General features: G+C 35.1%; 24 protein-coding genes, 1 tRNA gene, 1 other RNA gene and 1 riboswitch. Of the genes, 8 read left to right on the top strand and 18 right to left on the bottom strand.

Annotated elements, in window-relative coordinates:
• Positions 1-22: 22 nt before the first annotated feature.
• The 10 genes from pnp to proQ form a co-directional block, all read right to left on the bottom strand.
• Positions 23-2,137 carry a polyribonucleotide nucleotidyltransferase gene (gene pnp, locus A9G25_RS03510; protein WP_065625763.1) on the bottom strand — a complete coding sequence of 705 codons (2,115 nt, stop codon included), beginning with the start codon at positions 2,135-2,137 and terminating at the stop codon, positions 23-25.
• 306 nt (positions 2,138-2,443) lie between these two features.
• Positions 2,444-2,713 carry a 30S ribosomal protein S15 gene (gene rpsO, locus A9G25_RS03505; RefSeq protein WP_034909676.1) on the bottom strand — a complete coding sequence of 90 codons (270 nt, stop codon included), beginning with the start codon at positions 2,711-2,713 and terminating at the stop codon, positions 2,444-2,446.
• Between the two features lie 149 nt (positions 2,714-2,862).
• A complete protein-coding gene (locus A9G25_RS03500) occupies positions 2,863-3,786 on the bottom strand; it encodes a LysR family transcriptional regulator (RefSeq protein ID WP_065625762.1) in 924 nt (307 codons plus the stop codon).
• Positions 3,787-4,029: 243 nt separating this feature from the next.
• On the bottom strand, positions 4,030-4,782 hold the full coding sequence (locus A9G25_RS03495; protein WP_065625761.1) for a TSUP family transporter: 753 nt from the start codon (positions 4,780-4,782) through the stop codon (positions 4,030-4,032).
• Positions 4,779-5,852 carry a chorismate synthase gene (aroC, locus tag A9G25_RS03490; RefSeq protein WP_065625760.1) on the bottom strand — a complete coding sequence of 358 codons (1,074 nt, stop codon included), beginning with the start codon at positions 5,850-5,852 and terminating at the stop codon, positions 4,779-4,781. Before aroC ends, A9G25_RS03495 begins: the two co-directional genes overlap by 4 nt.
• 30 nt (positions 5,853-5,882) lie before the next feature.
• Complete coding sequence (gene prmB / locus A9G25_RS03485) at positions 5,883-6,776, bottom strand: 50S ribosomal protein L3 N(5)-glutamine methyltransferase (RefSeq protein WP_065625759.1); 894 nt, start codon at positions 6,774-6,776, stop codon at positions 5,883-5,885.
• A gap of 145 nt (positions 6,777-6,921) precedes the next feature.
• Positions 6,922-7,009, bottom strand: a tRNA-Ser gene (locus tag A9G25_RS03480).
• A 71-nt stretch (positions 7,010-7,080) separates the two neighbouring features.
• On the bottom strand, positions 7,081-7,170 hold the full coding sequence (gene cydH / locus A9G25_RS12545) for a cytochrome bd-I oxidase subunit CydH (RefSeq protein WP_141672672.1): 90 nt from the start codon (positions 7,168-7,170) through the stop codon (positions 7,081-7,083).
• Positions 7,171-7,188: 18 nt separating this feature from the next.
• Positions 7,189-9,270: a carboxy terminal-processing peptidase gene (gene prc, locus A9G25_RS03475; RefSeq protein ID WP_065625758.1), complete on the bottom strand. Its 2,082-nt coding sequence runs from the start codon at positions 9,268-9,270 to the stop codon at positions 7,189-7,191.
• 9 nt (positions 9,271-9,279) lie between these two features.
• Positions 9,280-9,828: an RNA chaperone ProQ gene (gene proQ / locus A9G25_RS03470; protein WP_065625757.1), complete on the bottom strand. Its 549-nt coding sequence runs from the start codon at positions 9,826-9,828 to the stop codon at positions 9,280-9,282.
• Between the two features lie 478 nt (positions 9,829-10,306).
• Between proQ and bamE the strand changes: the two genes are divergently transcribed.
• Complete coding sequence (bamE, locus tag A9G25_RS03465) at positions 10,307-10,669, top strand: outer membrane protein assembly factor BamE domain-containing protein (RefSeq protein WP_065625756.1); 363 nt, start codon at positions 10,307-10,309, stop codon at positions 10,667-10,669.
• 162 nt (positions 10,670-10,831) lie between these two features.
• An RNA gene (gene rnpB / locus A9G25_RS03460) (RNase P RNA component class A) lies at positions 10,832-11,221 on the top strand.
• 1 nt (position 11,222) lies between these two features.
• On the opposite strand, the gene A9G25_RS03455 is transcribed toward rnpB, so the two are convergent.
• The 6 genes from A9G25_RS03455 to A9G25_RS03425 form a co-directional block, all read right to left on the bottom strand.
• The gene (locus A9G25_RS03455; protein ID WP_065625755.1) at positions 11,223-11,918 is read right to left on the bottom strand and encodes a DedA family protein; all 696 of its coding nucleotides are present in this window, start codon (positions 11,916-11,918) and stop codon (positions 11,223-11,225) included.
• Between the two features lie 30 nt (positions 11,919-11,948).
• Positions 11,949-13,406: a metalloprotease TldD gene (gene tldD, locus A9G25_RS03450; RefSeq protein WP_065625754.1), complete on the bottom strand. Its 1,458-nt coding sequence runs from the start codon at positions 13,404-13,406 to the stop codon at positions 11,949-11,951.
• A gap of 138 nt (positions 13,407-13,544) precedes the next feature.
• Complete coding sequence (gene rng / locus A9G25_RS03445) at positions 13,545-15,020, bottom strand: ribonuclease G (protein WP_065625753.1); 1,476 nt, start codon at positions 15,018-15,020, stop codon at positions 13,545-13,547.
• Between the two features lie 11 nt (positions 15,021-15,031).
• Positions 15,032-15,517 carry a rod shape-determining protein MreD gene (mreD, locus tag A9G25_RS03440; protein ID WP_065625752.1) on the bottom strand — a complete coding sequence of 162 codons (486 nt, stop codon included), beginning with the start codon at positions 15,515-15,517 and terminating at the stop codon, positions 15,032-15,034.
• Positions 15,504-16,346 carry a rod shape-determining protein MreC gene (mreC, locus tag A9G25_RS03435; RefSeq protein WP_081297131.1) on the bottom strand — a complete coding sequence of 281 codons (843 nt, stop codon included), beginning with the start codon at positions 16,344-16,346 and terminating at the stop codon, positions 15,504-15,506. The genes mreD and mreC overlap by 14 nt, the downstream gene beginning before the upstream one ends.
• A 144-nt stretch (positions 16,347-16,490) precedes the next feature.
• Positions 16,491-17,537 carry a rod shape-determining protein gene (locus tag A9G25_RS03425; protein WP_034909698.1) on the bottom strand — a complete coding sequence of 349 codons (1,047 nt, stop codon included), beginning with the start codon at positions 17,535-17,537 and terminating at the stop codon, positions 16,491-16,493.
• Between the two features lie 359 nt (positions 17,538-17,896).
• On the opposite strand from A9G25_RS03425, the gene accB reads away from it, so the two are divergent.
• From accB to A9G25_RS03410, 3 genes are all read left to right on the top strand, one after another.
• Positions 17,897-18,352: an acetyl-CoA carboxylase biotin carboxyl carrier protein gene (gene accB / locus A9G25_RS03420; RefSeq protein ID WP_065625749.1), complete on the top strand. Its 456-nt coding sequence runs from the start codon at positions 17,897-17,899 to the stop codon at positions 18,350-18,352.
• A gap of 39 nt (positions 18,353-18,391) precedes the next feature.
• A complete protein-coding gene (gene accC / locus A9G25_RS03415; RefSeq protein ID WP_065625748.1) occupies positions 18,392-19,738 on the top strand; it encodes an acetyl-CoA carboxylase biotin carboxylase subunit in 1,347 nt (448 codons plus the stop codon).
• Positions 19,739-19,806: 68 nt separating this feature from the next.
• On the top strand, positions 19,807-20,445 hold the full coding sequence (locus A9G25_RS03410; protein WP_065625747.1) for a bifunctional 4-hydroxy-2-oxoglutarate aldolase/2-dehydro-3-deoxy-phosphogluconate aldolase: 639 nt from the start codon (positions 19,807-19,809) through the stop codon (positions 20,443-20,445).
• A gap of 54 nt (positions 20,446-20,499) precedes the next feature.
• On the opposite strand, the gene A9G25_RS03405 is transcribed toward A9G25_RS03410, so the two are convergent.
• The gene (locus A9G25_RS03405) at positions 20,500-21,270 is read right to left on the bottom strand and encodes an ABC transporter permease (RefSeq protein WP_065625746.1); all 771 of its coding nucleotides are present in this window, start codon (positions 21,268-21,270) and stop codon (positions 20,500-20,502) included.
• Positions 21,263-22,207, bottom strand: a complete 945-nt coding sequence (locus A9G25_RS03400; RefSeq protein WP_065625745.1) for an ABC transporter ATP-binding protein — start codon at positions 22,205-22,207, stop codon at positions 21,263-21,265. Before A9G25_RS03400 ends, A9G25_RS03405 begins: the two co-directional genes overlap by 8 nt.
• Positions 22,208-22,431: 224 nt before the next feature.
• Here A9G25_RS03400 and mog point away from each other — a divergent pair, with 224 nt between their 5' ends.
• The 3 genes from mog (at position 22,432) to lysC (ending at position 25,353) form a co-directional block, all read left to right on the top strand.
• A complete protein-coding gene (gene mog, locus A9G25_RS03395) occupies positions 22,432-23,010 on the top strand; it encodes a molybdopterin adenylyltransferase (protein ID WP_065625744.1) in 579 nt (192 codons plus the stop codon).
• A 163-nt stretch (positions 23,011-23,173) separates the two neighbouring features.
• A complete protein-coding gene (gene argR, locus A9G25_RS03390) occupies positions 23,174-23,632 on the top strand; it encodes a transcriptional regulator ArgR (RefSeq protein WP_065625743.1) in 459 nt (152 codons plus the stop codon).
• Between the two features lie 108 nt (positions 23,633-23,740).
• Positions 23,741-23,914: riboswitch (Lysine riboswitch) on the top strand.
• Positions 23,915-23,988: 74 nt separating this feature from the next.
• On the top strand, positions 23,989-25,353 hold the full coding sequence (lysC, locus tag A9G25_RS03380) for a lysine-sensitive aspartokinase 3 (protein WP_065625741.1): 1,365 nt from the start codon (positions 23,989-23,991) through the stop codon (positions 25,351-25,353).
• Positions 25,354-25,543: the final 190 nt, after the last annotated feature.

Genomic DNA, 25,543 nt, shown 5'->3' with positions numbered 1-25,543 from the left:
TATCCCCTAATGAATAATAATTTTATTCTGCTGTTGAAGCAACGTCTGCTATCGGTTCGACAGCATCTTTCATACTCAAACGGATTCTACCTTGGCGATCAATTTCTAGTACTTTAACATTTACTTCTTGACCTACTTTTAGATAATCAGCCACTTTTTCAACTCGATGATCGGCAATTTGGGACACATGAACAAGTCCTTCTTTACCACCAATAACCGATACAAAAGCACCAAAATCAACGATTCTTGTCACTTTACCTGTATAAATTTTACCAATTTCGACATCAGCAACTAAGTTAGTAATACGTGCCATAGCATCTTTGGCTTTATTGCCATCTGAAGCTGCAATCTTAACAATACCATCATCAGTGATTTCAATAGTTGTCCCTGTTTCTTCGGTTAAAGCCCGAATTGTTGCGCCACCTTTACCGATAATATCGCGAATTTTGTCAGGATTTACATTCATTGTATAAATACGTGGTGCAAACTCTGAAATTTCTTGGCGAGGCTTATTAATTGCTTGTTCCATTACACCTAAAATGTGTAAACGAGCACCTTTAGCTTGATTAAGTGCTACTTGCATAATTTCTTTGGTTATACCTTCAATTTTGATATCCATTTGCAATGCACTTACACCTTCGCGTGTACCTGCTACTTTAAAGTCCATATCACCAAGGTGGTCTTCGTCACCAAGAATATCTGACAATACGACAAACTGATCACCTTCTTTTACTAATCCCATTGCAATACCAGCAACAGATGATTTGATTGGTACCCCTGCATCCATAAGAGCAAGGGAAGCACCACAAACAGAAGCCATTGAAGATGAACCATTTGACTCAGTAATTTCAGACACAACTCGAACAGTATATGGAAATTCTTCACGACTTGGCATTACAGCCGCAACACCTCGTTTAGCTAGGCGACCATGACCAATTTCTCGGCGTTTTGGTGAGCCAACCATGCCTGTTTCGCCAACAGAGTATGGAGGAAAATTGTAATGAAGTAAGAACCGTTCGGTATATTCACCAGTTAACTCATCAATGATTTGTGCGTCACGCTCAGTACCTAATGTTGCAGTAACTAGTGCCTGAGTTTCACCACGTGTAAACAGTGCACTACCATGAGTTCTTGGTAAGACATTAGTACGGATATCAAGTGCACGAATCATATCTTTTTCACGACCATCAATACGTGGTTCACCAGCAATAACACGCTTACGAACAATTTGACTTTCCAACTCAACAATAATATTAATCACTTCGTTTTCATCAAGCTCGTCATTTTGTTCTTTTAGTACAGCTAAAACTTCTTCTTTAATTAAATCGATTTGTGCATAACGTGCTTGTTTTTCAGTAATACGATAAGCTTCGCCCAAACGATCTTTAGCTAGTTCAACAATGGCGTTATATAGCTCTTCATTTTTAGCCGGTGCTACCCAATCCCATTTTTCACAATTGGCTTTTTCTACAAATTCGTTAATATTATCAATAACAACTTGTTGTTGTTCATGACCAAATACCACAGCTGCTAACATTTGATCTTCAGTAAGTAAATCAGCTTCAGATTCAACCATTAATACTGCACTTTTTGTACCAGCAACCACTAAGTCTAGACGACTAGCAGCAAGCTCTTTTACTGATGGATTTAATACAAATTCATCATTAATAAAACCAACACGTGCAGCACCAATAGGGCCGTGGAATGGAACACCAGATAAGCAAAGTGCAGCAGAAGCACCAATCATTGCAACTAGGTCAGGGCTCACCTCGGGATTAACCGAAACAACGGTTGCAATAATTTGGATTTCATTAACAAATCCTTCAGGAAATAATGGACGAAGCGGGCGGTCGATTAAACGTGCAATTAGAGTTTCACCTTCACTTGGACGACCTTCACGTTTAAAAAATCCACCAGGAATACGCCCTGCAGCATAGGTACGTTCTTGGTAATTAACTGTTAATGGGAAGAAGTCTTGACCTTCTTTTACTTTTTTATTTGCAACAACCGTGACAAATACAGCAGTATCATCCATATTAACCATAACAGCTGCGGTTGCTTGACGAGCCATAATACCAGTTTCTAAAGTCACGGTATGACGACCATATTGAAATTTTTGACATGTCGGATTAAACAAAATAGTTTCCTCTTGTTATTTGTTATGTTGAAGTTTGATATTTCGACAGGACGCAGCATTACACTACGCTTATTGATACTCTCTTCAACAATGTGGGATATATACTACAAAAAGATTATTTCACTGTCACGACTAATGACAAATCTATAAATTATAGAGCTCTCATTAGTCGCGCGAAACATGAGATATAATCTTTACTTTGTTGGCTTACATAACATAATAATTTTTAACGCTCAATATTATATCAGAGCATCAATTTTTCACAACAAAAAAGAGGCCTAAGCCTCTTTTCAAGTAGATTATCAATTAGCGACGTAAACCTAGTTTTTTAATCAATTGGTTATAACGTTCAATATCTTTACGACGTAAATAATCTAATAATTTACGACGGCTAGACACCATACGTAATAGACCACGACGGCTATGGTGATCTTTTTTATGCTCAGAAAAATGACCTTGTAAATCATTAATACGTGCTGTTAAAAGAGCAACTTGAACCTCTGTTGAACCAGTGTCGTTAGTACCACGACCATATTCGGCAACGATTTTCGCTTTAGCTTCTACAGTTAGAGACATAATAAACCTCTTAAAATAAATATAAAAAATGGAATGACCGATCTCTAATTCAGACATTCCTCGGTATTCATATAGTAAATATATGACTTAAGCAATTATACTGAAATTTATAAAAATAGCAATTTGATTTATTTAGTTAACAGCAGTATTTACTTAAGTTCAAAACCATACTCTTCTTGAATTAGTTTTTTTAGCGCCTCAATATAATTTTGAGCCGATAAGCTTAGTTGAACCTTTTGTGATGTGATCCAGCCAATTAGGATTTTTTCTTCTACATCTAACGGTATTGATAAAATATCAGTTCCATTTAAGTCAACACTTAAAACCCCAGTGCTAATGGTATAGCCATTAAGTCCGTGCAATAGGTTAAATAAGGTTGCTCTATCACTTACGTGTATACTCTTTTTATGATAAACCGTACTTAAAATTTCTTCGGAAAAATAAAATGAGTTATATTCGCCCTGTTCAAAAGAGAGATAAGGGTAATCCTTTAAATCATCTAAAGTTAATATCTTCATGGATGATAATGGATGATGGGTACTAATAAATACATGAGGATTAGCTTCAAAAAGTGGATTAAAGGTTAATCTATGTTCTTTCAGTAACCGTAAAATCACTTTTTGATTAAAATCATTCAAATACAAAATACCAACTTCACTACGTAAATTAGCTACATCGGTGATAATATCATATGTTTTAGTTTCTCTAAGTGTAAACTCATACTCATCTGTTTGATTTTTTTTAATTAAATTAACAAAAGCATTAACCGCAAAAGCGTAATGCTGAGTAGATATACTACATAACTGCTTAGAGGGTTCTTTTTTTGAGTAGTGCTGTTCCAATAGCTCAGCTTGATCTAGAACTTGTTTGGCATAACCTAAAAACTCAACGCCATCAGGTGAAAGTGAAACTCCTTTAGAACTGCGCACAAAAATCTCAATACCAAATTCAGCTTCTAGATCTTTCACCGCTGTTGATAAGCTTGGCTGAGTAATATATAAATTCTTAGCGGCTTCATTTATTGAGCCAGAACGTGCAATTTCTAAAATATAACGTAATTGTTGAAGTTTCATAATATCGGTTGACGTGTTAACACAAACTATCTTATATAACACAAATATATACTAAATAATATTTAAGTGAAGTAAATACTTATTGCTATTTTATACTCAAACATATAGTTACCTGAAAGTTTTTGACAAAAAATTTAATATAAATGAATTATGAAAGGTAAAAATGAGAAGCAGTATAATTGATAATAAAATTACTTTAGATATTTTAGGTAAAAAAATGTGAATTATTTGGCTTATAAGTATCTAAAAAAAGTTTTCGTAAATTAATTTTATACTCATAAGGGTCGAAACAGTAATTAACATTGGTCGAATTAATTTACGACCTTTGGCGATGACCATTTTAGCTCCAAGCCTTGCTCCTATAAATTGACCAACTAACATAACCAATCCAATTGACCATATTACTTCGCCCCCTATAATAAAAAACAACAATCCAGCCAAATTTGAAGCAAAGTTTAGTACTTTGGTATGTGCAGTCGCTTTAGTTAAATTAAAACCAGCTAACGTGATATAAGCTAACGCATAAAATGAACCAGCACCAGGACCAAAAAAACCATCATAAAAACCTATACCAAAGGCAGGAATTAATGCGAATTGAATAAGTGAAAGGCGACTGTTACGGTCGTTTTCTCCAATAGTTGGAGAAAGTAAAAAATAAAAACCAACACTAATAGTTAAAATAGGTAATAATAATTTTAAAAAATCAGCTTGGATACGCATCACCGATAATGTACCAATTGCTGAACCAACAAAAGCAAAAGCGATTGCCCATTTCTGTTGTTTCAAATCCACCATATGCTGTCGGATAAAATATAAGCTAGCAGAAAACGAACCACCGCAACTTTGTAATTTATTGGTTGCCAATGCACTAGCAGGTGGCAGTCCAACAGCTAGCAATGCAGGAACAGTTAATAAACCACCTCCGCCAGCAATTGAGTCAATAAAACCAGCCAAGGCAGCAATCAGGAAAAGTAAAATAAGCAGATCATAGCTCATAGTTTATTTACATCACTACATTGAGCCCGATAACGAAGGTAGTGATCCATCAGCACAATAGCAACCATTGCTTCAGCAATGGGTACAGCTCGAATACCAACACATGGATCATGTCGACCATGTGTCGATACTTCAACGCTTTCACCCAAAATATTAACTGATTGACCTGGAATTTCTATACTAGGCGTGGGTTTAAGCGCTATGCTGGCTGATATGGTTTGTCCTGAACTAATACCACCTAAAATCCCACCAGCATGATTGGATAAAAAGCCCTTAGGTGTTATTTCATCACGATTTTCGCTACCACGTTTATTAACAACAGCAAAACCATCACCAATTTCTACACCTTTCACGGCATTAATACTCATTAGTGCATGTGCAAGATCAGCATCTAGTTTATCAAATACAGGTTCGCCAAGTCCTACTGGAATATTTTCAGCAACAATGCAAACTTTCGCACCTATTGAGTCCCCCTCTTTTTTTAGTGATCGAAGCAACTGTTCAAGCGCATCTAATTTACTTTCATCTGCACAAAAAAATGGATTGCGTTCAACTTGTTGCCAGTCTTTCAATTCACAATTTACATCGCCCATTTGAGCCAAATAACCACGAATAGTAATGCCAAGCTTTTCATGTAGATATTTTTTTGCAATAGCGCCGGCAGCAACTCTCATAGCCGTTTCACGAGCAGAGGAGCGACCGCCACCACGATAATCTCGTATACCATATTTATTTTGATAAGTGTAATCTGCATGGCTTGGTCTGAAGATATCTTTAATTTTACTATAATCTTGAGAACGTTGATCGGTATTTTCAATAAGTAAACCAATACTCGTCCCTGTTGTAACTCCTTCAAATACGCCTGACAAAATTTTAACTTGATCAGCTTCTCGGCGTTGAGTTGTATAACGAGATGAGCCAGGTCTACGACGATCAAGATCAATTTGCATGTCTGATTCTGTTAACGCAAGTCCAGGAGGAACACCATCGACAACACACCCTAATGCTACACCGTGTGATTCACCAAATGTGGTTACTTTGAATAATTTTCCGATTGAGTTTCCAGCCATAATAAATTTATTCCAATGATTAAAAACAGCTTATTTAAAATAATAATGATATTGGATCAGTTCTTCACGTGTGATAGAAAACACACCCAACCCACCACGTTCAAATTCTATCCAATTAAAAGGGACATCGAGATATTGTTGTTGTAAGCTAACCCAACTATTACCAACTTCACAAACTAATACTCCTTCTGGTGTTAAATAATTTATCGCATCTCGTAAAATTTTTTTTACCAGATCTAAACCATCAAAGCCCGCTTCTAATGCTAATTTAGGTTCATATAAAAACTCGTCTGGCAAATCACTCATATCTTCACTATCAACATAAGGCGGATTAGTGACAATCAGATCGTATTGTTTTTCTGGCACATCATCAAATAGATCTGACAAAATAGGAGTAACTTGAAAATCCATTTCGTGCATTTCAATATTTGTTTTGGCGATATCTAATGCTTCTAAGGAAATATCAGTTATATCAACTTGAGCATCAGCAAACTCATAAGCACAAGCAATCCCTATACAGCCACTACCAGTACATAGATCTAAAATATTTTTAGGTTCAGTTAATATTATTTTCTCAAAATGGTTATCAATTAGTTCACCAATAGGAGAACGAGGAATTAATACACGTTCATCAACATAAAAAGCATGTCCACAAAACCAAGCTTGGTTAGTTAAATAAGGGGTTGGTACACGATCTTTTATTCGCTTTTGAATAATATCAATAATTTGATTTTTTTCATCATTAGTTAGATTTGCGGAATAAAATTCTTCAGGAATAAACAACGATAATCCTAACGTTGCTAAAACTAATTGTTTAGACTCATCAATAGGATTATCTGTACCATGACCTAAAAAGACATCTGATAGACTAAGTTGTGATGCTGTCCAGCGTATAAAGTCTTGAACTGTGCGTAAGTTTTCCATAATAACTCCAAATGATTTAGGAGAGGAAGGTATTGTTTGTCATTTTAAATAACAACTATAAATTACGAACTATTAAAATAATCTAGATAGCTAGTTTTATAGCGTTATGAACTAATGGTCCCATCTTTTAATGACTAAATATTTATGGCGGTGAGGAAGGGATTCGAACCCTTGATACGTTGCCGTATACACACTTTCCAGGCGTGCTCCTTCAACCACTCGGACACCTCACCTCATTATTAGAACCCGCTTTTCAAAAGCAAGTTGCATACTATAATGATCACTAACTAATTAATCAAGCTTTTTAATTCATACAAACAATAAAACCAAATGTTGCCAAAACAGCTAACACAGCAATAGTTGTAATTAAAGCGTATTTTAAATTTGAATCCATTATGTTATCTCCAATTATTTATTTAGCTTTCTCAATTGGTAAATCAAACGTAATAACCTCTTTAATAGAGTTATTGCCTTCAATTTTGGGATACTTAGGTGAAAAATCAAGAAGTATCTCGATAGATTCATCTAAGTAAGCATCAGGTTGTTTATAATTTTTTGGTAAATCATCTAATTTAGTAATTGATGGTAAACCTATCTTATTCAAACGTTCATTCGTTCTTTTTAAATCACGTTCCTCATTATTTTTTTGTTCTGATTCTCGTTTTTTCTTATTAAGTGAAACAATATATTGACGATCTTTTTTATCATTAAATCGTTTGATATCTTCATCAATATACATAAATTCAGGATTATGTGAAATTCTAGCCAAATGTTGTGATTCTAAATCAGGCAACAATGGCTTAATATTGGCAAGAGTCAAATAATCAGCGGACGGTATTTTATCCCACGGTAGTGCGTTATCTAAAAAACGCTCTCCCGTTTCATCAACATACTTAACTTTATTCATTTCAATATCTGGCTCAACACCTTTTAATTGAGTACTACCACCATTGATACGATAAAACTTCTGAATAGTATATTGAGCCCCACCAAGTTCAGGCCAATTTGGATGTAGTCTTGCATCAACTGGATAAGAGATGTTACGAGAAGTTTGGACGGTTCCCTTACCATAAGTGGTTTCACCAACTATTAATGCTCGCCCATAATCTTGCATAGCCGCAGAAAATATTTCTGATGCTGATGCACTATAACGATTAATCATAACAACAAGTGGTCCAGTGTATTCGATACCTTTATTCTTATCATTGTAAGTGATGACTTTTTGTAAATTATCACGTACCTGAACAACTGGTCCAGTATCAATAAATAAGCCGGTTAAATTGATAACTTCGGTTAACGAACCACCGCCATTATCACGTAAATCAATAACTAAACCTTGCAAATTTTCTTTATTTGCTTTTGATAAGAGTTCTTCAACTTTTTCCGTTAATCCCATATAGAAACTTGGTATTTCAATGACTCCAACTTTACCACGTGGATTATCGATAATATTTAATTTCGCTTCTCTATCTTCAAAATGAATTTTATCACGAGTGAGTTCAATTACTTTTGTCTTACTATTATTACCAGCAGGTAAAATTTCTAATCTTACAACAGTACCTTTAGGTCCACGAATTTTATCGACAATATCATCTAAGCGCCACCCAATAACATCTTCAATTCCAGAATTACTTTGACCTACTCCAGTAATCCTATCCCCGATGGTCAGTAACTTACTTTTTTCAGCAGGTCCGCCAGTTACAAAAGACATAATCACGGTATAGTCATCTTGCTGACTTAATGTTGCACCAATACCTTCAAATGATAAACTCATTTCGGAATCAAAATCTCGTTTTTTACGTGGTGCCAAATAACTTGTATGGGGATCAATTTCTCTGGCAAATGCATTCATAAATACTTGAAAGGCATCTTCATTATTTGATTGCATTATCGTTTTCAAAACGCGATTGTAACGTTTGCTTAAAACTTTACGGATCTCTTTTTCATTTTTTCCTGATAAGGATAAACTCAATTCATCATATTTAACACGCTTATCCCAATAAACATTAAGTTCGTTTTCTGATGTCGGCCAAGCAATTTCTTCACGATTAAAATCAATTTCATCATTGGCAGAAAAATCCATAGGCCGTTGTAAAACTTCAAGAGCATATTGATAACGGTCATAACGTTTTTTCAAAAAAAGATTGTAAATATCATAAGCGGTTTTTAAATTGCCATCAATTAACTCTTGACCTAAAGACTCTTGTCTATTTCGAAAACCATCAACATCACTTTGAATAAAAATGGATTTATTACCATCTAATAACTTGAAATAGCGATCAAAAATCTGAGCTGAAAAAGCACCATCCAAGGAAAAATTACGATAATGTGATTGGGTAAAAAAATTCGTTACACGTTTAGCAACAACTTGGTGGATATCATCTTGCTTTAGAACTGGTATTTGTTCATTAGCTTGCGGTTTTGCCTGAACATTTTGGCTAAAAATACCCAAAATAAGGCTAAGTGTAATAATACCATTGAGTAATTTATTCATTCAAACTCTCTACTTATTGATAATATGTTCAGGTTTGACCGTTAACTCCATACCTGCACCAACCTTTACCTTGATATGCTCTTTTTCAATGTTAATGACTTGTACTTTTATAGGTTTATTACCTACTACAACTTTAACAAAATCACCAATTTTTAAAACTTTAGCTTTTTTAGGAAGCATCCGAGTAGCTTTACGTTTTTCTTTTTCACGTTCTTTAAAACGCTCTTTAGCTTTTTCTTTGCTCTCTTTCAACTGCTGTTGCGCATGATCCATCTGTTCTTGACTGATAACCTCAGTAGGATTACCATCTAAATCAACACGATTGGCTCCTTCTTTTATACTATATAAGTAACGCCAACTCATTGTATATGAGCGCAGTGCGGCACGGAGTTTAGTTTTACTAAGTTCGTCATTACCATCTAGACTAGAAATAATATCTTGAAAAATTCCAATCTTTAATGGTATTGCCTCACCTTCAAGGGTAAAACAATTTGGGAATTGTTGAGCTAAATAAGCAATAATCTCTTTACTATTTGTTAATTGACACTGTTTTTCCATTGGTTATTCCATAGCAACTAAATTTTACTAGCGTTAAAGTATATCGCAGCTTATATAATAACACTAACTATCTTTTTGGGTTTATTAATAATTGTTATAAAATCTTTAATAGCTGTATATATTAGGCATAAAAGCCAAACAGCCTATTCATTAATAGATAGCTAATTAAATGCTACCACTGAAAATCGATTAAAATAAATACTAAAACGAATTAAACTATCAAATTTTCTCTTTTATTGGATGGAAAAGCATAGCATAGATACTTATGGTTATAAACTAAGATAAATTAAAAAATGGAAATAAAATTTAATGAATGATATAGAGAAGAAAATCTGATTACATTAAAAAAGTACAGCACTGAAGAATTAAATTTTTTAATTATACCTTCAGTTGATCTATCTTGAACGTTATAAAACATATGCTATTATCAATTCACATTTCATATCAACTACAAATTAACACAGTAGGCAACTATATCATGAAAAATATTAAGAAATTTCTGCTTATCCTTTGTTCTATACTTACTTTATCAGCATGCGCACAAAAAAATCTTGTTGAGCTAGGCACACCGCTTAATAACGCAAAAGTAAGCAAAATTGTTGAAGGGTCATCAACTGAATCTCAGATTTTGTCCCTATTTGGTGAGCCAATAACAAAAACAGCTATAAATAGCAACGAAACACAGTGGACATATCAATACACTAAAAATAGCTCAACAAGTCATATGTTAATTGGCGAAACGCAATACAATATTATTGAAGGAAAGCTTGATATTATTATGTCTAACGGCGTAGTAACTTGGTTCAATTATGATGAAAAGCAACGACAGAAAAAATGGTAATAAATTATCTTGTTTTATAGCACATCACCAAGATGTGCTAAAAATTTGTTGTTTCAATTCCATTGAGTTACATTACTTTATACATGTTTAAACTTCAGTCACCTATTCCCTAAAGAAAAGACATCTCTGGACAAAACTGTACATTAGGTTATACTCATCAGCGAAATTAACCAGACAATCGCTGCTTTGTTGCTATTCTTTTATTAAAGGAGACAAACAAAGGGGAGGAAAGTCCGGGCTCCATAGGGCAGAGTGCCAGGTAACGCCTGGGGAATTTTGGCGAGAGCGAAAATTCACGACAAGTGCAACAGAGAGTAAACCGCCGATGGCTTATTTTATAAGTTCAGGTAAGGGTGAAAGGGTGTGGTAAGAGCACACCGCGCAACTGGTAACAGTTGTGGCACGGTAAACTCCACTCGGAGCAAGGTCAAATAGGGATTCATTGGCGTGGCCCGCGTTGAATCCGGGTAGACTGCTTGAGCTAATGCGTGAGTATTAGCCTAGAGGAATGATTGTCCACGACAGAACCCGGCTTATCGGTTAATTTCACCTTCTACTTCTTATCGTTGTTTAATTCAATTTTTGATTGCTTTTTATTTTTTAAAAAGCGCTTAACAGCAAGAAAAATTGAAAAAATTAACCCTAACACCAACAACAAAACAGGTATTAGCATTAACAGAGACATGATCTGCTTTTCATACTCTTTAAAAACTGGCGATAATCCAAATAGGTAACCTAATGTCACAATCAAGAAAATCCATAATGTAGCACTGATTATATTATAAATATGGAATTTTCGACTATGTAGTCCTGATAATCCTGCCATCATTGGTAATAATGTACGTACAAAAGCAATAAATCGCCCAATAAATAGCGCTTGTAATCCATACTTATGGAATAATACTTCAGATTTATGATGATACTTTTCAGGTATATGTGCCATCCAACCTTGAACTAGCTTAGTATTACCAAGCCAAAGTCCTTGGGCATATCCTAACCAAGTACCTAAAGCAGCGCCAGCAATTAAAATAAAATTAATTAAACCAAAATGAAATACATTTTGGCTAATTAACACACCGGTTAAGAATAATAGACTATCTCCAGGTAAAAAAGCCGCTGGTAAAACGCCATTTTCTAAAAGAATAATGACAAACAACATTCCATATAGTGTCCATAGCACATTAGGATTTGAAAGCGTTGCAATATCCAAATTAACAAACGCATGATAAAGTGTAATTATTGTTTCCATCTATTTTAAAATCCCATTGATGTATTATTACTAGTGGTTAATGGTACCACCAACGGTTAGATTATCTACTTTTAAAGTAGGTTGCCCAACCCCAACAGGTATACTTTGCCCTGCTTTACCACAAACTCCTACACCTGAATCTAATGCTAGATCATTACCTACCATAGATATTTGCTGCATAGTTTCTATACCTGAACCAATTAATGTTGCACCTTTAACTGGAGTTGTTATTTTTCCCTTTTCAATTAAGTAAGCTACTGAAGTTGAAAACACAAACTTACCAGAGGTGATATCTACTTGTCCACCAGCAAAATTAGGGGCATAAATACCATAATCGACGCTACTAATGATATCGTCAAAAGAAGAATTTCCTGCCAACATATAGGTATTAGTCATTCTTGGCATAGGTAAGTAAGCATATCCTTCGCGACGACCATTACCAGTTGAACATGTATTCATCAATTTTGCGTTGAGCTTATCAAACATATAACCTTTTAAAATACCATTTTCAATAAGCACTGTTTTTTGGCTTGGAGTACCTTCGTCATCAATAGATAGTGAGCCTCGGCGGTTCTCAATTGTACCATCATCAACAATAGTGCAAACTTCTGAGGTGACTTGTTCACCAATTTTCCCAGAAAAAACTGAACTATTTTTACGATTAAAATCGCCTTCCAAACCATGGCCTACAGCCTCATGTAACAAAACGCCAGGCCAACCAGCACCTAAAACAACAGGCATTGTTCCTGCTGGTGCAGCTTTAGCAGAAAGAGAAACAAGTGCTTGACGCACGGCTTCTCGGGCATAGCTGTCAGCATAACTTTCTGATATTTCTGGGTTGATTGTTAAAAAATATTCATACCCAAATCGACCACCACCACCACTACTTCCTCGCTCACGTTTACCCCCTTTTTCAACCAAAACTGAAACGGATAAACGCACCAAAGGACGGATGTCAGCTTTTAATGTACCATCTGTTGCTACTATTAAAATATCTTCATAACTTCCAGTCAAACTGGCTGAAACTTCAATAACTCTAGGATCGATTGAACGTGCTAAGTGGTCAATGTGTTGCAACAATTCAATTTTCTTTTCTTTAGAAAAAGAATTGATTGGATTGATTGACGAGTATATAGAGACTGTTTGAGCAGATTTAAATGGTGTCACTCTGATAGGTGTTTGTATTTTAGTGATTGAATTGGCCGCTAATATACTTTGTTCTAATCGAGCTAATGAAAGCTGATCAGTATAAGCAAACCCTGTTTTTTCACCAACAACGGCTCTAACGCCAACACCTTGGTCACGATGAAATGAGGCATTTTTTATAATACCATCTTCAAGTAACCAGTTTTCATAATAACCTGATAGAAAATACAAATCACCAAAATCAATTTTCCTTGAGCTCAGCATATCAAGCAAATGCGAAAGATCTTGTTGGCTTAGATTGTTTGGGTTGAGTAGTCGTTCACTCACTTGAGTTACTATCATAAATTCCTTAAATTCTAATTGTGAATGAAAGTATTTTGATAATCGATTATAACTATTTGATCATAATAATTATTTAACTTTCATCATTTTTATACTGAAACGTATAATTACCTGAAACTTTTTTACAGGATATTGCTTCTACATTAGTACAACATCATATTGTTCTTGAATATAAAGTGGTTCAACTTTTACTTCAACACGTTTACCCACAAATACCTCAACTTCAGCTAAAGCATGAGACTCATCATTAGTTAAAGCATTAGCCACAGCAGCCGAGGCATAGACTAAAAAATATTCTGAATGATGCGCTTTATAAACACGAACTATATCACGTAAAATTTCGTTGCAAACTGTTTCCACCGATTTAACCATACCACGACCTTTACATGCTGGACATTCTTCACACAGAATATGCCCTATACTTTCACGTGTTCGCTTGCGGGTCATTTCGACCAATCCTAAACTCGAAAATAAATTAACTGTTGTTCTAGCCCTATCTTTAGATAAAGAATCATGGAGCGATTGTAACACCCTTTCACGATGCAGTTCTTCTTGCATATCAATAAAATCAATAATAATAATACCCCCCAAATTACGCAAACGCAATTGACGGGCAATCGCTATTGTTGCCTCAATATTAGTATTAAAAATCGTTTCTTCTAAATTTCGATGACCTACAAAGGCACCAGTATTAATATCAATAGTAGTCATGGCTTCGGTTTGATCAATAATTAAATATCCGCCAGACTTCAATTTAACTTTACGATCTAATGCTCTTTGAATCTCGTTTTCGGTATCATAAAGATCGAAAATAGGAATATTACCACGATAAAGAGATAATTTATTGGTTACTTCAGGCATAAATTCTTTTGTAAATTCAACTAATAAATCATAAGTTAATTTTGAATCCACCAAAATTCGCTCAATTGGATCACCAACAAAATCGCGCAATACACGTTGGGATAATGCCAACTCCCCATAAACTAGATTTTTACTTCCTGGGCGAGCCATGCGTTCTTGAATTTTAGTCCAAAGTCGTTTTAAAAAATTGGCATCTTGTTCTAACTCATGCGCACTTGCACCTTCTGCGGCCGTTCTAACAATAAAACCAGCTTCTGCTGTCACATATTGCTCAACAATATTTTTTAACCTTTCACGTTCTTGTTCACTTTCTATGCGTTGCGATGTGGCTACATGCGCAGAATTTGAGCCTGGCATTAATACCAAATAACGTGATGGCAAAGTAATATCAGTTGTAAGCCTAGCCCCTTTAGTTCCCAATGGATCTTTAACCACTTGTACCATTAAGTCCTGTCCTTGGCGCACAAGTTCAGAGATATCTTTTACTTGAAATTGTTCTTGCTCTGTATCTGATACGCACTCAGTATGAGGCATAATATCTGATGCATGTAAAAAGGCAGCTTTATCAAGACCAATGTCTACAAAAGCGGCTTGCATACCAGGCAAAATACGAATTATTTTACCTTTATAAATATTCCCAACAATACCGCGCCTAGATTCACGATCAACATGAATTTCTTGCAATACACCATCTTCGATATAAGCAACTCGAGTTTCAGATGGCGTTACATTCATTAATAATTCAACAGACATAAGATTCCCTTTTAATTGATAGCAAAGCTTCGTCTTATTAGTCGTAAAAATAGATAGATACCAATCCATAATAGACTATCTATACAGCTTGATATAAAAATCAATGGCGATATTGTTATAGTATGATAAATACAGACTTGAAATAAAAATACCAGTAAATTATAACATATCGATATCCCAAAGATGATAAACGACTGTTGCCATAACGCTAAATTACGTATCAATTGGAATTTAAAAACAAACAAATAAGCAATAAATGAATAAATGAAAGCATGGATTCCTAAAATAGAACCAGTACATAGGTCCATTATAGTTCCAAAAACAAAAGCTGTACCAATCCCAACTCGATGAGGAAGAGCTATCAACCAATAAGCAAAAATTAAGATCAATATATGTGGTTTAAACATACTATATGATGGAGACCAAGGAATGATTTGTAAACATAAGCCAATTAATAGCGTTATCCAAATAATTATTATTCGATTACGACCTCTCATGTTTTACTCCTTGATTTCCCCACAATAACAATAAATAACGTAAACGTTTCAAATCCGCTGTCGGTGTCGCTGAAATAATTGGGGTTGAATCTGTAATATCAAGTTTTACTGAACTAACTACTGCTACGGGATATCCTTCAGGAAAACGACCATCTAGTCCTGAAGTGACTAAAACATCACCAACTTTTATATCAACGTTATTAGGCATAAATTCTAATGTTAAATCATTACTACATCCATTACCCACAGCAATCATACCAATATCATTTCTTAATACTTGTACTGGTATCGCATGTTGATAATCGCACAATAAAATTGCACGACTAGTTGATTGAGCTGTTTCATAAATTTGCCCTACAATCCCTTTTTCATCAACAACAGGTTGCCCAACATAAACGCCATCTTGTTTACCTTTATTTACAACAAATTGATAGATATAAGGATCAGTGTCTATAAGCAATACTTGTGCAGCCATCTTTTGTTCATCATGCCTTAAAGGAGAACCTAACAATTCGCGAAGTCTATCATTTTCATGTTTTAAATGCTCAAGTAACAATAGATCGTTTTTTTGTTGTAATAAGTCTGCATGCAAATTTGCATTTTCATTTATTAATGTTTCTCGTGTTTTGGACATCTCATAAAGAGAATCAAACGACGACTTTGGTGCATTTGAAACATAATATAGAGGAGAAATAAGGGTATCTAAATAATAACGAATTTCTTTAAATGGATGATAATTGATATTTAATACAATTAGAACCAAGGCTAACGCCAGAGAAGTAAATAATTGTACACTAAGAGGGGAGCGTTTAGAAAAAAGTAATTTCATTGCCGGTACTTACCTGTTTAAAGCTCAAGATCTAATTATTTCAAAATATGACTCCGCCGACACGATTGTCGGCGGGGGAAAATATGAGATGCATGCTTAGCTATTATTTTATTAACATGAAACTAATTAACAATAACTTATTAATTACTCTTCACTAAATAGATCACCACCATGCATATCAACCATATCTAACGCCTTACCGCCACCTCTGGCAACGCACGTTAATGGATCTTCAGCCACTACTACATGAATACCTGTTTCAGCCGATAATAACTTATCAATATTACGTAATAAAGCACCACCACCGGTTAAAACCATACCATGTTCTGAAATATCAGAAGCAAGCTCAGGAGGGCACTGCTCTAATGCAACTTTTACCGCACTAACAATACCGCTTAATGGCTCTTGTAATGCTTCTAAAATTTCATTAGAGTTTAAAGTAAAGCTACGCGGCACACCTTCAGCAAGATTGCGCCCGCGTACTTCAATTTCAAGAACTTCATCGCCAGGATAAGCACTACCAATAAAATGTTTGATTTTTTCGGCTGTTGCCTCGCCAATTAAAGCCCCATAATTGCGACGAACGTAGTTAATAATCGCTTCATCAAATCGGTCACCACCAATACGAGCAGATGCAGAATAAACAACACCATTTAGTGAAATGACAGCCACTTCGGTAGTTCCACCACCAATATCAACAACCATTGAACCAGTAGGCGCAGATACAGGTAAATCAGCACCTATAGCTGCAGCCATTGGTTCTTCAATTAAATACACTTCACGAGCCCCTGCGCCTAAGGCTGACTCTCGGATAGCTCTGCGTTCAACTTGCGTAGCACCTACAGGAACACAAACAAGTACGCGAGGGCTTGGTCTTAAAAAACTATGGCTATGAACTTGGCGGATAAAGTGCTGTAACATTTTTTCAGTGACAGAAAAATCAGCAATAACGCCATCTTTCATCGGTCTAATGGCTGCTATATTGCCTGGTGTTCGCCCTAACATTAGTTTCGCAGCATGCCCAACAGCAGCAACACTTTTTGGAGTACCTGTGCGATGATCTTGGCGAATCGCTACAACAGAAGGCTCGTTTAATACTATACCTTGCCCTTTTACATAAATAAGTGTATTCGCTGTACCTAAATCGATTGATAAATCATTTGAAAACAAGCCACGAACTTTTTTGAACATAATAAAAACTCTTCCTAGAATTAATCTTGTTTAAGTATTAAAAACCACCATGGAATTAAAAAATAAATATTTCAAATTTATCAAGGCTAAATGGAGTATTATTTAATCCTTTCAAACCATAGCAAATCTCAATAGTAATTAACGGTCGATATTGTATCGCAATTATAAAATAATACCTAGAAAATAGTATAACAAGTGATTGTAAAGGAGATATATAATGACAAAATCTGTTTTACAGTGTATTCTTCCGCGTTAATGTTGAGTTACAACTTTATTACCGACTAAAAAAAAACCTTTAGTCGATAATAAAGATGCATTTAAATAATTGTTACTTATATCAAATAAACACGGTGTAATTCATGGATATACGCAAAATTAAAAAGTTAATTGAATTAGTTGAAGAGTCAGGTATTTCAGAGCTTGAAATTTCTGAAGGTGAGGAATCAGTTCGTATTAGTCGTGCTGCTCCTACTACAAACTATTCTGCGCCAGTACAAAATATTCAAATTCCTCAACCCGCTCCTGTTGTTGTTCCTCCAACCGTTCAAACAGAAGTTGTAACTGATAATGTGGTAACTGATGGTACAACAATTAAATCCCCAATGGTTGGAACTTTTTATCGTACACCTAGCCCAGAATCAAAAGCTTTTGTTGAAATTGGCCAAACAGTAAATGTTGGCGATGTGCTTTGCATCGTTGAAGCGATGAAAATGATGAACCAAATCGAGTCAGAAAAAGCTGGTACAATAAAAGCCATATTGGTTGAAAATGGTCAACCAGTTGAATTTGATCAGCCACTATTCATTATTGAATAATCTGAATTTATTATTGACAATACGATTAAGAGATTGAATATGCTTGATAAAATTCTTATTGCGAATCGTGGAGAAATAGCTCTACGTATCTTACGAGCATGTAAAGAACTTGGAATAAAAACTGTCGCTGTTCATTCTACGGCAGATAAAGACTTAAAACATGTATTACTTGCAGACGAAACCGTCTGTATTGGCTCAGCAGCTTCAGTAAAAAGTTACCTTAACGTTCCTGCATTAATTTCAGCTGCGGAAGTAACCGGATCAGCTGCTATTCATCCAGGTTATGGTTTCTTATCTGAAAATGCAGATTTTGCTGAGCAAGTTGAACGATCTGGATTTATTTTTGTTGGCCCCAAACCTGATACTATTCGCCTTATGGGAGATAAAGTATCAGCAATTCACGCCATGCAAAAAGCAGGGGTTCCTTGTGTACCTGGTTCAGATGGCCCTCTAAGTAGTGATATTGAAATTAATAAACAAATTGCCAAGCAAATCGGCTATCCTGTTATTATTAAAGCTTCTGGTGGCGGTGGCGGACGAGGCATGCGTATTGTTCGTGAAGAAAATGATCTTGAACAATCTATCAAAATGACCAAGTTAGAAGCCAAAACTGCTTTCAATAATGATATGGTTTACATGGAGAAATTCCTTGAAAATCCACGTCATATTGAAATTCAGGTACTTTCTGATGGTCAAGGAAATGCTGTGTATTTAGGTGAACGAGACTGCTCAATGCAAAGACGACATCAGAAGGTTGTTGAAGAGGCACCTGCTGTTGGTATTACGCCAAAAATGCGTAAATTCATCGGTGAGCGTTGCGTTAATGCATGTATTGAGATTGGTTACCGAGGTGCTGGCACATTCGAATTCTTATTTGAAAATGGCGAGTTTTATTTCATTGAAATGAATACCCGTATTCAAGTAGAACATCCTGTTACTGAAATGATAACCGGAGTTGATCTAATCAGGGAACAAATTTTAATCGCTGCTGGCAAGCCACTTTCAATTAAGCAAAGTGATATTGAAATTAAAGGTCATGCGATTGAATGTAGAATTAATGCCGAGGATCCCAAATCTTTTATGCCATCACCGGGAAAAATCACTCGCTTTCATGCACCAGGTGGCTTTGGCGTTCGTTGGGAATCACATATTTATGCAGGTTATAGTGTTCCACCTTACTATGACTCAATGATTGGTAAATTAATTGCTTATGGTGAAACACGTGAAGTTGCTATAGCTCGTATGAAAAATGCGTTAGCAGAACTAGTTATTGATGGAATCAAGACCAATATTGATCTTCATATTGAAATTATGAACGATAAGAGCTTCCAAAAAGGTGGCACAAATATTCATTATTTAGAAAAGAAATTAGGTATTTATGAGTAACAAAATAATCCCTATTTATTAGGGATTATTGCTTTATTTAAGTATCAATAAGGTGTGGGTAAAAACAAATGAAAAAATGGAAACGAAGTGCTGAAGAAATTTTAACCACAGGACCTGTGGTTCCAGTTATCGTTATTGAACGAATTGAGGATGCTGTACCACTAGCTAGAGCTCTTATTGCTGGTGGAGTAAAGGTACTGGAAGTAACGTTAAGAACAGCTTGTGCGATTGAAGCAATCAAGAAAATCATAAAAGAAGTTCCTGAAGCAATTGTAGGAGCAGGAACAGTAACTAGTGTTGAACAACTAAAACAGGTTACTGAAGCTGGTGTAGAGTTTGTTATTACGCCAGGAATTACCGACACTATTTTAGAAGCCGCAGTTGAAGGTCCTATCCCTGTTATTCCTGGTATTGCAACTATTTCTGAATTATTAAAAGCCCAAGAATACGGTTTAACTGCATTAAAATTCTTCCCAGCTGAAATCAATGGCGGAGTTGCAGCATTAAAGGCATTTGCCGGCCCTTGTGGATACATGAAGTTTTGCCCTACTGGCGGTGTAAATCCTAAAAACTACCGTGATTATTTAGCACTTAATAATGTATTATGTGTCGGTGGAACTTGGTTTATTCCAACTGATGCCATAGCAAAAGGTGATTTTACTAAAATCACTGAGATGGCTAAGGAAGCTGTTACTGGTGCACAGTAACTAATATTATTCCGCCGACAATATCGGCGGTTAATTACTATTTCCTAGCTTTAATTAACTTCTCAATCCTAGTCCTCTATCAATCAGTCGCCATGCAATTACATAAAGTACAGTCACAAATAAAATTAGCATTGAAAAAGTGATCCATAATGGCACGTCCGACACACCCAAAAATCCATAACGAAAACCGTTAATCATATAAACAATGGGATTAATTTTCGATACCCATTGCCAAAAAGTTGGTAACATAGTAATTGAGTAAAAAACACCACCAAGGTAAGTTAATGGTGTTAACACAAATGTTGGAATAATGCTTATATCATCAAACGTTTTGGCAAATACAGCATTGAGTAGCCCCGCTAATGAAAATAAAATAGAGGTCAATAGCAATGTAAAAATAACAAACAACCAAGAATGTACATCAAAACGAACAAAAAATAGCGATACGATAGTAACCAAAATACCCGTTAAAATACCGCGCATCACACCACCACCTACATATCCTAGAATAAGAATATTTGTTGATACTGGCGCCACCAATATTTCTTCAATGTTACGTTGAAATTTAGCACTAAAAAAGGATGAGCAAACATTGGTATAGGAATTAGTAATTACTGACATCATTATTAAGCCTGGAACAATAAATTCCATATAGCTAAAACCGCCCATGTCGCCAACACGAGAACCAATTAAATTACCAAAGATAATAAAATAAAGCGACATGGTAATAATAGGTGGAATTAAGGTTTGAATCCAAATTCTTAAAAATCGGGTTACTTCTTTACGCCAAATACTTTTTAAGGCAATCCAATATAAATTATTCATTAATGCCACCTTTTTGTTTAGTATCACTATGCAACAGCTCAACAAATAACTCTTCTAATCGATTCGCTTTATTTCGTACGCTGATAACTTTAATATTTTGTTTATTTAATTGTTCAAATAATTGATTTAATCCATTTTGTTTATCTACTTTCACTTCCAACATCCCAGGCTCAACATCGGAATAATTATAGCCATTTAACTCAATCGGCTTAGACGTCGCCACATAATCAATAACAATTGTTTCAGATTGGCTTTTCGCCAATAGCCCACGCATTGATGAGTTTGCTATCAATTTGCCGCTCTGAATAATACCAATATTTCTACAGAGCATTTCTGCCTCTTCTAAATAATGTGTAGTTAAAATAATTGTGATACCTTGACAATTGATTTCACGCAAAAAATCCCACATAGAACGGCGTAATTCAATATCAACACCTGCTGTCGGCTCATCAAGAATTAATAATTTAGGTTCATGCACAAGAGCTCTGGCTATCATTAATCGCCTTTTCATTCCACCTGATAGCATGTTAGCTCGACTATGGCGTTTATCCCACAAATCTAAAACCCGCAAATATTTTTCGGCTCGCTCTAATGCGATTTTTCGGGGCAATCCATAATAACCACCTTGATTAGTGACTATTTGTAACACTTCTTCAAATTGGTTAAAATTGAATTCTTGCGGTACAATCCCTAATTGTCTTTTAGCATTTACAATATCGGTATCTAAGTCGTAACCAAAGATTTTTACTTGCCCACAAGTTTTAGTCACTAATGAACTAATAATACCTATAGTTGTTGATTTACCAGCACCATTTGGTCCTAGCAAGGCATAAAAATCGCCAGCTTGTACAGTTAAATCGATACCTTTTAATGCTTCTATACCATTTTTATAGATTTTTTTGAGTGAGATTAACTCAAGTGCAGGAATTGATGGCATGAATATATCCTAAGTGAATCAATTGTTATTTTAATAATATGATATCATGTTAAACGAATCGACAATATAATCAATCATTGTAAAAAGCTTTTTAGTTTAGTTTTATTTATATCAATATAAATAAATTATAATTTCCAAATAGAACACATATTATTAATTAGGTACTAATAACGTATCTTTAATTATCAATCTGCGTCTAAGTTATTGCTTAAGGTATAAGTATCATGTTTAAGATTGGATTAGTTTCAGTGTCAGATAGGGCATCAAGTGGTGTTTACCAAGATGAAGGCATACCATCATTAATATCATGGTTACAAACAGCACTGAAAACGCCATTTACAACCAAAAACCATATTATCCCAGATGAACAAATTGTTATTGAACAAACATTATGTGAACTTGTTGATAGTCAACATTGCCATTTAATTTTAACTACTGGTGGCACAGGCCCTGCGACTAGAGACGTAACCCCAGATGCAACATTAGCAATCGCTGATCGTGTAATGCCCGGTTATGGTGAGCAGATGCGTCAGATCAGTTTACATTTTGTACCAACTGCTATTTTATCTAGGCAAGTTGGTGTTATTCGCAAAAAATGCCTAATCATCAACCTACCAGGTAGACCAAAATCAATTAAAGAAACACTTGAGGGTGTTAAAGATGATCAAGGTAATGTTATTGTGAGTGGCATATTTGCTAGTATCCCTTATTGTATACAACTACTAGAAGGACCTTATATTGAAACCTATGACCAAATAGTGAAATCTTATAGACCGAAGGATGCTATTAAATCAACACTTTAATTTTATGCATATTTAACGCATAATTATGTATATAATAATTGCTATTGATACATTAAAATTGGTAGTAGTTATTTTGGTTTAAATATCAATTAGACTTTATTATGAGTCTTATAACGACATTTATTAGTAGTAAAGAGTAACAAATTAGAAGCCAAGGAACATTATGAAACAAGCAAATCTCACAAAAACATTTAAAGAGATGCTTCGTCAAGAGAAGTTTAGTTCACAAGTAGAAATCGTACAAGCGTTACAAGAACAAGGATTTGATAACATTAATCAATCAAAAGTTTCACGTATGCTAACCAAATTTGGTGCGATAAGAACCAGAAATGCAAAATCCGAAATAGTCTATTGTTTACCTGCAGAAATAAGCGTACCAACAACTAGTAGCCCATTAAAAAATTTAGTGATTGATATTGATTTCAATAGTTCAATGGTGGTGATACGTACTAGCCCAGGCGCAGCTCAACTCATTGCTCGATTACTAGATTCAATTGGTAAATCAGAAGGTATTTTAGGTTCAATTGCTGGTGATGATACAATTTTTAGTACACCAACTAAAGAATGTACAGTAAAAAAATTATATCAAACCATTATTGAATTGTTTGAACGAGAGCTATAGATCTTTCCATTTTGCCATATTACAACTAAATAATTTTTAACTTTTAACCTATTGACACAATTAATAAAATCGTTAATCCTATATAGTGCTGATTTCGTAACAGAAGTTGCAAAACGAAGAGGCGCATTACTCAGGTAAGTCATTTTAGGGCCTGGAACCACTAATAAATGATCGAGGGGACGTAATGCCGAGGTTTGATTACCCATCCAGAAGTAATCAAATCGACTGCAAGGGCTGAATCCCTTGGGTTGTCACCTTAACAGGTGGAGCGCTTCATGGTTTGTACTTTTTAATTGTAAATAGAACATACCCGCTCTAACTCTGTTAAAAATAAAAATTTTTAATATGAGGAATCCATGGAAACATCATTTGTAATTGCTAAATTTGGTGGTACTAGTGTTGCCGATTATCCAGCAATGGTAAATAGTGCCAATATTGTAATAGCTAACCCTAACGTAAAGGTTGTTGTATTATCAGCCTCCGCAGGCGTAACAAATTTGTTAGTTGCATTAGCAGAAGGACGTGACGCTGAAGTAAGATCTCAACATATTGCGAAAATTCAATCGATTCAATACAACATTTTAGAACAATTACCTGAAAATCCCAAACTACGTGCTGAAATAGACCTAATCATTGCCAATATAGCTTCATTGTCAGAAGCGGCAAGCTTAGCAACATCACCAGCATTAACCGATGAGCTTGTTAGTCACGGTGAAATCATGTCTTCAAAACTGTTTGTCGAAATATTAAAAGAAAAACAGAAAAAAGCCATGTGGTTTGACGTACGAAAAGTTATGCGCACCAACAATAACTTTGGCAAAGCAACACCTAAAATTGAAGATATTAAACAGCTTTGTTGTGCCCATTTAAAGTCACTAGACAATAGTTGTGTCATTGTGACACAAGGGTTTATTGGCAGTGAAAGTTCTGGAAAAACCACTACTTTAGGACGAGGTGGAAGTGACTATACAGCAGCTTTACTAGGTGAAGCATTGGGTGCAACTCAAATTGATATTTGGACTGATGTTGCTGGAATTTATACTAACGATCCTCGCATTACTCCAGCAGCTAAACGCATTGATGAAATATCCTTTGCGGAGGCGGCCGAAATGGCAACGTTTGGAGCAAAAGTACTACACCCAGCAACGCTTGTCCCAGCTGTACGTAGCAATATTCCTGTCTTTGTTGGTTCAAGTAAAGCACCGCAAGATGGGGGAACTATTGTTTATAGCACTAATAGTATCACATCTAAATTACCTGTCTTCAGAGCATTGGCGTTACGTCGTAAACAAACCTTACTAACACTAACCAGTTTAAATATGCTACATGCACAAGGCTTTCTTGCAAATGTGTTTACGATATTAGCTAAGCATAACATTTCGGTTGATTTAGTAACTACATCAGAAGTAAGTATTGCACTAACCATCGACACTACAGGTACAAACACCAACGGAAACAGTTTATTAACGAAAGAATTATTTGACGAACTATCAACAGTTTGCCATGTCGATATTGAGGAAGATTTAGCACTCATTGCTATTATTGGTAATAACCTAACCTCAACCAGAGGTATTGCAAAAGAAGTGTTTGGGGTATTAGACGAATTTATTATTAGGCTTTGCTGTTATGGGGCAAGTACACACAATCTTTGCTTATTAGCAAAAAGCAATGATGCCGAGTCAATTATCAAAATTCTACATAAAACAATTTTCGAACAATAATATATTAAGGGAGATTAAACCTCCCTTTTAATTACGTTTAGTTATCTTCCTATATTCATCAAGTATATGTCCAGAATTGGAAACATGGTCAAATACTTTAATTTTAATTAAAAAAATCATAAGATAACAAATTACCAACATCATTTACTTGTCACACAATAATTCATTGATTATTAAAAAATTTTACCGT

The sequence above is a fragment of the Gilliamella sp. Bif1-4 genome (assembly GCF_001690535.1).
GTDB lineage: Bacteria > Pseudomonadota > Gammaproteobacteria > Enterobacterales > Orbaceae > Gilliamella > Gilliamella bombi.
Note: the sequence above shows the minus strand (reverse complement) of the source record. Positions and strands in the feature narration are given on the sequence as shown.